The organism is Rubneribacter badeniensis (assembly GCF_002899695.1).
Taxonomy (GTDB): domain Bacteria; phylum Actinomycetota; class Coriobacteriia; order Coriobacteriales; family Eggerthellaceae; genus Rubneribacter; species Rubneribacter badeniensis.
This window is the reverse complement of sequence record NZ_PPEL01000118.1, coordinates 1-6,892: the sequence shown is the minus strand read 5'-3', so window position 1 is coordinate 6,892 and position 6,892 is coordinate 1. Positions and strand designations below refer to the sequence as shown.

4 protein-coding genes are annotated in these 6,892 nt (G+C 68.3%); 3 read left to right on the top strand and 1 reads right to left on the bottom strand.

All coding sequences use genetic code 11. The annotated features are described in order from the left end of the window. Positions 1-127: 127 nt before the first annotated feature. On the top strand, positions 128-2,155 hold the full coding sequence (locus tag C2L80_RS12660; protein ID WP_239939003.1) for an ABC transporter ATP-binding protein: 2,028 nt from the start codon (positions 128-130) through the stop codon (positions 2,153-2,155). Between the two features lie 9 nt (positions 2,156-2,164). After that, a complete protein-coding gene (locus C2L80_RS12655; RefSeq protein ID WP_103263324.1) occupies positions 2,165-3,922 on the top strand; it encodes an ABC transporter ATP-binding protein in 1,758 nt (585 codons plus the stop codon). Between the two features lie 261 nt (positions 3,923-4,183). Here the strand turns inward: C2L80_RS12655 and C2L80_RS12650 are convergent, their stop codons facing one another. After that, positions 4,184-5,320, bottom strand: coding sequence for a helix-turn-helix domain-containing protein (locus C2L80_RS12650; protein ID WP_087193888.1), 1,137 nt, complete (start codon positions 5,318-5,320; stop codon positions 4,184-4,186). A gap of 129 nt (positions 5,321-5,449) precedes the next feature. Between C2L80_RS12650 and C2L80_RS12645 the strand changes: the two genes are divergently transcribed. Beyond that, entirely contained in the window at positions 5,450-6,862 is a 1,413-nt protein-coding gene (locus tag C2L80_RS12645; RefSeq protein WP_169999087.1) for an MATE family efflux transporter, read from the top strand. Positions 6,863-6,892 lie beyond the last annotated feature (30 nt).

The window sequence follows — 6,892 nt, the reverse complement described above, 5'->3', positions numbered from 1 at the left end:
TTCCCTCCCTCCCTCCCTCCCTCCCTCCCTCTCGCCCCATCTTTTCGCAAATCGGTTGTAACAACGTTATATAACAGTGTTATACTACCTTGAGTAACCTAAAGGTAACTTGAGGGAAGGACTGCGTATGGATGCGGGCAATGCAACCGTCGCGGACGGGATGGCTGCGAGCGGCGCGGTTGCGGACGAGGCAGTCGCGGACGAGATGGCCGCAAGCGGAACGCTAGCGAACGAGGCGACCGCAAACGGCACGGCTGCAAGCAACACGGCCGCAAGCGGAACGCTAGCGAACGAGGCAACCGCAAGCAACACGGCCGCAAGCGGCGCGGCTGCGAACGGCGCGGCCGCGCTCAGGGCCTCCTCCGCCGAGGCCGGCGCCGCCTCGTCGGGACGGGCGGAGGGGCGCAAGGGGCCGAACCCCGTCGCGCGCCTGCTGGAGTGGGCGGGCGGCGCGAACCGGGCGCGTTTCGCGCTGTCGGTGCTTTTGGCCGTCGTGGGCGTGGCGGGCACCGTCGTGCCCTACTACGCCGCCGGCCAGATGGTCGTCGGCGTGCTGGGGAACGTGCGCGACTTCGGATTCTACCTGGGCTGGTGCGCGACGGCCGCCGCAGGCTACGGGGCCTACCTCGTGTTCCACTACTCCTCGACGGCCCACTCGCACGTCGCGGCGTTCTCGACGATCTCGAGGATCCGCCGGCTCATCGCCGAAAAGCTCACGCGCGTGCCGCTCGGCTACGTGCTGGACACGCCGTCGGGCAAGCTCAAGAACATCATGGTGGAGAAGGTGGACAGCATCGAGACGACGCTCGCGCACCTGCTGCCGGAGATGACGTCGAATTTGCTGGTTCCGCTGGCCGTCGTCGCGTTCATGTTCGCGCTCGATTGGCGCATGGCGCTCGTCGCGCTCGTCACGCTGCCCGTCGGGTTCGCCGCCTACATGGGCATGATGAAGGACTACAACCTCTGGTACGAGAAAACCGTGCGCGCAAGCGAGGACATGAGCTCGACTTCGGTCGAGTACGTCGACGGCATCGAGGTCATCAAGGCGTTCGGCCAGTCGGCCAGCTCGTACGAGAAGTTCTCGAAGACCGTGGACCGCTACGCGCATTCGTTCATCGACTGGATGCACCACGTGCAGGTGTTCCAGGATCTGGGCCTGGCCATCTGGCCGGCCACGCTCGTGACCGTGCTGCCGGTGGGATGCCTGTTCGTTTTGCAGGGCACGCTCGAGCCGGCGACGCTCGTCATGGTGGCCGTCTTGTCGCTGTCCATATTCCCGCCCCTGTACGCGGCCATGAACTTCATCGACACGCTGGCCCAGATCGGCACCGTGGTGGAGCAGATATCGTCGATTCTCGACGAGCCGGAGCAGCGCCGCGCGTCGGATTCGTCGGGCGCCGCGCCCGCTCGTCCGTCCGGCACGCGCATCGAGCTTTCCGGCGTGCGGTTCTCCTACGGGCGCGAAGAGGTGATCCACGGCGTCGATTTGACCATCGAGCCGGGCCAGGTGACGGCGCTCGTGGGACCGTCCGGCTCGGGGAAGTCGACGCTCGCGCGCCTCATCGCCGGGTTCTGGGACGCGAGCGCGGGCGAGGTGCGCATCGGCGGCGTGTCGGTGAACGACCTGACCGCGTCGCAGCTTGCGGCATGCGTCTCGTTCGTCGAGCAGGACAACTACCTGTTCGACGACACGGTGATGAACAACATCCGCATGGGCCGCCCCGGCGCCTCCGACGACGAGGTGGTGGCGTGCGCCGAGGCGAGCGGCTGCCACGGGTTCATCGAGGGCCTCGAGCGGGGGTATATGACCGCGGCGGGCGGCTCGGGCGGGCACCTCTCGGGCGGGGAGCGCCAGCGCGTCGCCGTCGCCCGCGCCATGCTCAAGGACGCGCCCATCGTCGTGCTCGACGAGGCCACGGCCTACACCGACCCGGAGAGCGAGGCCGCCATCGAGCGGGCCGTCGGCGCGCTCGTGGCCGGAAAGACCCTCGTCGTCATCGCGCACAGGCTGTCCACCGTGCGCGATGCGGACAAGATCGTGGTCGTGCGCGACGGGCGCATCGAGGCCGAGGGCACGCACGATGCGCTCATGGCCGGCTGCCCGCTGTACGCGAGCATGTACAACGCCCATATGGAATCGAAAGACGCAGCGTAGGAGGCCGCCATGTTCGCAACGTTCAGGAAGTACTTCGCGTTCGGGGGCAGCTTTTCGGGCTTGCTCAAGCGCGGGATGGCGTTCTCGGTGCTGAACTCGTTCTTCGAGGCGTGGCAGATGATGGCGCTTGCCGTGGTCCTGTTCGCCCTGGCCGACGGCACGCTGTCGGAGGCGACGCTGCTGACGGCGCTCGCCATCATGCTGCTCAGCATCGCCGGCTGCTTTATCACCTCGCATTTCAAAAGCGAGAACTTCTGCAAGGGCAACTTCTCCATGACCGGCGAGAAGCGCACGCAGATCGGCGACAGGATGCGCTACCTTCCCATGGGCTACTTCAACGAGAACAGCCTCGGGCAGATCGCGGGAACCATGACGAACACGCTCGACGACGTGCAGAACGCCGGCGGCCAGGTGTACACGAACGTCATCTCGGGATTCGTGTTCTCGGGGATCATGGCGCTTTTCCTGCTGGCGTTCGACTGGCGCCTCGGCGCGGTCGTGATCGTCACCATAGCGGTGTTTCTGCTGGTGAACGCCTGTATGCAGAAGAAGGCGCGCGATGTGTCGAGCCGGCGCGTGGCGGCCCAGGGCGCCATCGTGGGCGCGGTGCTCGAGTACATCCAGGGCATGGGGGTGGTGCGCGCGTTCTCTTTGGTGGGCGATGCGCGCAAAAAGCTCGACGACTCCATCGCGGAGTGCGAGCGCGCGAACGTGACGATGGAGCTGCGCTTCCTCGTGTTCAACATCCTGCAGACGCTCGTGGTGAAGACCTCGAGCGTGCTCATGTGCCTCGTGGCGGTGGGCTGCTGGCTGGCCGGCACGATGGACGCGGGCGTGTGCCTCGTGGCCGTCGTGGCGTCGTTCATGGTGTACGGCAAGCTGGAGATGTCCGGCGCCTTCGCGCGCCTGCTGCGGCAGATCGATTTGTGCATGGACAAGGTGAACGACATGATCGCCACGCCGGCTTTGCCCGAGGGGACGGGCGCGGGCGCGCAGCGTGCCCGTGGGCTTGACATCGTCGTGGACAACGCGTCTTTCGGCTACGAGGGGCGCACGGTCGTCGACCGCGTGTCGCTGTCCATTCCCGAGCGCACCACCTGCGCCATCGTGGGGCCCTCCGGTGCGGGGAAGACCACGCTCGTACGGCTGATCGCGCGGTTTTGGGACGTGGACGAGGGGAGCGTGAGGCTCGGCGGCGTCGATGTGCGCGATTGGAAGGTGGACGATCTGCTGGCGAACTTCTCGATGGTGTTTCAGGGGGTGTACCTGTTCGACGACACCGTGCGCGCCAACATCGCGTTCGGTCGCCCCGACGCCACGGACGAGCAGGTCGAGGCCGCCGCGCGCGCCGCGTGCTGCCACGAGTTCATCGAGAGGCTGCCGGAGGGCTACGCCACGCGCTTGGGCGAGGGCGGCGCCGCGCTTTCGGGCGGCGAGCGCCAGCGCATCAGCATCGCCCGCGCCATCCTGAAAGATGCGCCCATCGTCATCCTCGACGAGGCCACGGCCAACGTGGACCCGGAGAACGAGCGCGACCTGCAGCGGGCCGTCGCAGCGCTGACGCGCGACAAGACGGTCATCATGATCGCGCACCGCCTCAAGACCGTGCGCGACGCCGACCAGATCGTCGTGCTGGACGCCGGACGCGTCGCGCAGCGCGGCACCCACGACGAGCTCATGGCCGAAGGCGGCATCTACGCCGACTTCGTGGGCATGCGCGAGAAGACCATCGGCTGGAAGCTGGCGGGCACCGCGGCCAGCGCGTGATCGGGCGCGCCGCATCTGGCCTCCCTGCCTGCTGCGCCCGCGCCCTTCCTTGGCGCGCCGCGAAGGCGCTCGCCCGCAAGGCGCGTCCTTGCGGGCGGTCGCAGCGCCGGAAGCGGCCTGAGCGGTTGGGGATCGTGCCGCGCGCCTTGTCCGCGAGCGAGCAGACGCAAGGCGAAAGGTGAGCGCGATGCGCGCCCTGCCCGAGCTCTACCTGTCTGCGAGCGGGCGGGCGCAAGGCGGGCCCCTCCTCGCGTCCGCTCGCTAGCGGGCGCGAGGGGCGAGGGCTTTGCGGTAGGCGGCGGGCGAGCAGCCCATCTCGCGCTCGAACAGCTCCTTGAAGCGCTCGGGCGTCCGGTATCCCACGGCGGCGGCAACCTGGGCGAGCGGCATGTCGCTTTCGGCGAGCAGGCGCGATGCGTCGGCCATGCGCCGGCGCTGCAGATAGCCGGTGATGGTGCAGCCGAAGGCCCGCTTGAACTCGGCCCGCAGCTTCGTCTGCCCCATGCAGGCGATGCGCGCGAGCGTCTCGGCGTCCGCACCTTCGCGCGCGTGCGCGTCCAGGTACTCGATCACGCGCCCGAGCGCACGCGCGCAGGACGCGCTTTCGACCGCCGCAGCCCCGCCGGCCCCGCCGCCGTCGCCGGTTTCGGCCCCGTTGGCGTGCGCGCCGGACAGCTCGCGCGATTTCTCCACGATGAGCGCCACGGCCTCGTTCACCTTGCCGCGATAGTACAGCCTGGCCGACGCCCCTTGGCCGCGGTAGGCTTCGATCTGCTTGAGCGCCACGATGAGCTCCGGAAACTGGGCGATGCCGTCGATGCTGGCGAACGCCGCCTCCACGTCCAGCCCCTCGTCGGCGTACTCGTCGCGCAGGTAGCGCTCGTAGAACGCCGGGGCCAGCATGATCTCGACACTGCGCGCGGGAACCTCGGCGTACAAAAGCGCGTCCCAGCGCTCGCTTCTCATCACGTGTCCTTCGAGGAACGGCCCCTCGTAGCGTTTGCCGGTGACGAACTCCTCCGCCCTCACCGACTCGAAGTAGCGCACGCCCACGAAGCGCGGGTGGCGGCATCGCTCGCGGAAGTCCCGTTTGAGCGTCATGTCGGTCACCGACACGGCGAAGTCGCCGTCGGCGAAGGTCCAGTAGTAGCCGGAGGCGGTGTCTCGCGGAAAACGGTAGTAGACGCCTGCGCGCTTCGGCAAAAGCGCGGCCATCGGCTCGTCGGCCTTGACGGGGCGCATCCCCAGATCCTCCATGCACGGCAGCTGGATGTCGCGCATGACGTCGGGCACCTGCCCGCTGCCGTGCGCGCGGGCGCCTTCCCTCTCTTCGAGCCGCCCTTTGCCGCGGGCGTCGCCGGTTCGGCGGCCGGCGGGGCGGGCCTCCTGATTCGCCATGGTTTCCTCCCGATTCGACGCAACGCGCGCCAGGCCCTTGCGGACGCGTTGGCGGGCGCATAAGTTGTGCAAGGATAACATATCGAGAGGGCGGTTCGGACCGAGCCGCGTACGCGACAAGGAAGCGACATGATGCAGAAACAGGAATCGAAGCGCGCGATGCTTTTGACGCAGGCGCCCGTGCGGCTCATGGTGAGCCTGAGCCTGCCCGCCATCGTGGGCATGGTGGTGGTCGGGCTGTACACGTTCGTGGACGCCATCTACGTGGGGCAGCTGGTCGGGGCCACGGCCATGGGTGCGGTGGCGGTGGCCTATCCGTTCACGTTCGTCAACAGCGGCCTTTCGTCCCTCATCGGCATGGGGTCGGCCTCGGTGCTCTCGCGCGCCATCGGGGCGAACGATCAGCGCACCATCGACCGGGTGGCCGGCAACCTCGTGTTCATGAACATCGTCCTGTCGTCGGCGGTCACGGTGCTCGGCATCGTGTTCGCGCGCGAGCTGCTCATGCTGGCTGGCGCCGAGGGCGAGATGCTCGAGCTTGCGACGAGCTACCTGCGCATCATCTTCGCAGGCAGCCTGTTCGTGAACTTCGGCCAGAGCTCCAACATGATCATGCGCGGCGAGGGCGAGCTGGTCAAGGCCATGCTCATCATGGCTTCGAGCGCGGTGCTCAACATCGTGCTGGCTCCGGCGTTCATCCTCGCGCTCAGGGGCCAGGGCCTCGGGGTGGAGGGGGCCGCATGCGCGACGGTGCTCTCCCAGGCGGCGCTCGCAGCCCTCATGGCCTGGTGGTTCGCCAAGCGCGAGAAGGTCGCGCGCGTTCACGGGGTGCGCTTCGACGGCGCGCTGTTCTCCGAGGTGTTGAAAGTGGGCTTCTCGGCGTTCTTCATGCAGGTGCTCACGCTCGTGCAGCAGGCCGTCATCTACCGGGCCGCGGCCGAATGGGGCGGGGCGGAATGGCAGATCCTGTTCGGCGCCGCACTGCGCGTGCAGGCGTTCGCGTTCATCCCCCTGTGGGGCGTCAGCCAGGGCTTTCAGCCGGCGGCGGGCACGAACTACGGCGCGGGGCGCTACGCCCGCGTCCGACGCATCGCCGTGACGTTCGCGCTGGGGGCGACGGCGCTTGCGCTCGTGTTCTGGATCCCGGCGCTGCTCGCTCCCGAGGCGCTGCTGTCGCTGTTCATCACCGATCCGGCCATCGTGGCCCTCGGCGCGGGCGACTTCCGGGTGTTCTTCTCCACCTACGTCCTGCTCGGATTCATGATCATCGCCGTCACGCTTTTGCAGGCGCTCGGCAAGGGAGGCAAGGCCGCCGTCCTGACGCTCGCCCGTCCCCTCATCGTGTTCCTGCCGCTCGTTGTCGTCGTGCCTCGCTTGGCCGGCCTGGGGATCCACGGCGTTTGGCTGGCGTCGGCGCTGTCGGACGGATGCGTGGCGGTCATCGCCGTCGTGCTCATGCTGGGCGAGTTCGGCCGCATGCGCGCCCTCGAGCGTGACGGCGCATGCTCCTCCGACGCGCCCGAGGGCGAGGGGGCGAGGTAGCGTCGAACGCGCCGGCGGTCGGCGCGCGGC

What these genes read in the sequence shown, in the direction of transcription:
- C2L80_RS12660 (WP_239939003.1), top strand. Translation starts at nt 128, where the DNA reads ATGGATGCGGGCAATGCAACCGTCGCGGACGGGATGGCTGCGAGCGGC.
- C2L80_RS12655 (WP_103263324.1), top strand. Translation starts at nt 2,165, where the DNA reads ATGTTCGCAACGTTCAGGAAGTACTTCGCGTTCGGGGGCAGCTTTTCG.
- C2L80_RS12650 (WP_087193888.1), bottom strand. Translation starts at nt 5,320, where the DNA reads ATGGCGAATCAGGAGGCCCGCCCCGCCGGCCGCCGAACCGGCGACGCC.
- C2L80_RS12645 (WP_169999087.1), top strand. Translation starts at nt 5,450, where the DNA reads ATGATGCAGAAACAGGAATCGAAGCGCGCGATGCTTTTGACGCAGGCG.